This is a genomic window from Streptomyces cinereospinus, assembly GCF_042430725.1.
In the GTDB taxonomy this organism is placed as follows: domain Bacteria; phylum Actinomycetota; class Actinomycetes; order Streptomycetales; family Streptomycetaceae; genus Streptomyces; species Streptomyces cinereospinus.
This window is the reverse complement of record NZ_JBHMCY010000209.1, coordinates 1-773: the sequence shown is the minus strand read 5'-3', so window position 1 is coordinate 773 and position 773 is coordinate 1. Positions and strand designations below refer to the sequence as shown.

The window sequence follows — 773 nt, the reverse complement described above, 5'->3', positions numbered from 1 at the left end:
GCGACGTCCTCGGCCATCGCGGCCAGGACGGTGTCCGGGCCGACCTCCAGGAACCTGCCCACGCCCTGCTCGGCCAGGGCGGTCACCGCGTCGGCGAAACGGACCGGCTCGCGGACCTGACGCACCCAGTACCGGGGGTCTTGCAGTTCCTCGGTGACGGGCCGGCCGGTCAGCGTCGAGACCACCGGGATGCGGGGGATGCCGTAGTCCAGCTGAGCGGCTACTTCGGCGAAGCCGGCCAGCATCGGCTCCATCAACGCCGAGTGGAAGGCATGGCTGACACGAAGACGGGTGACCTTGAAGTCCTGGAGGCGGCTCATCGTCTCCGCCACCGCGTCCTCGCCACCCGAGATCACCACCGAGCGCGGGCCGTTCACGGCGGCGATCGACACGCCCCCGGCCAGCACCGCCCGGACCTCCTCCTCACCGGCCCGCACCGACGCCATCGCCCCACCCGCGGGCAGACCCTGCATCAACCGGCCCCGCGCGGCCACCAGCCGGGCAGCATCCGCCAGCGTCAGCACACCACTCACATGCGCGGCAGCCAGCTCACCGACCGAATGACCGGCCACCACATCAGGCCTCAGACCCACCGACTCCAACAACCGGAACAACGCCACCTCGAAAGCGAACAGCCCGGGCTGCGCCCACCCCGTCCCCTCCACCACAGCCGGATCCCCGCCCCACAGCACCTCCCGCAACGGCCGCTCCAGATGAACGTCCAGCGCTGCCGTCACCTCATCGAACGCCGCCGCGAAGACGGGAAAACGCCC

Annotated in this window: 1 protein-coding gene; it reads right to left on the bottom strand. The window is 71.0% G+C overall.

Translation table 11 applies throughout. The features are described 5' to 3' along the window. Positions 1-773 (bottom strand): acyltransferase domain-containing protein (locus ACFF45_RS35535; protein ID WP_381351178.1); only part of this gene is annotated, 773 nt, incomplete at both ends.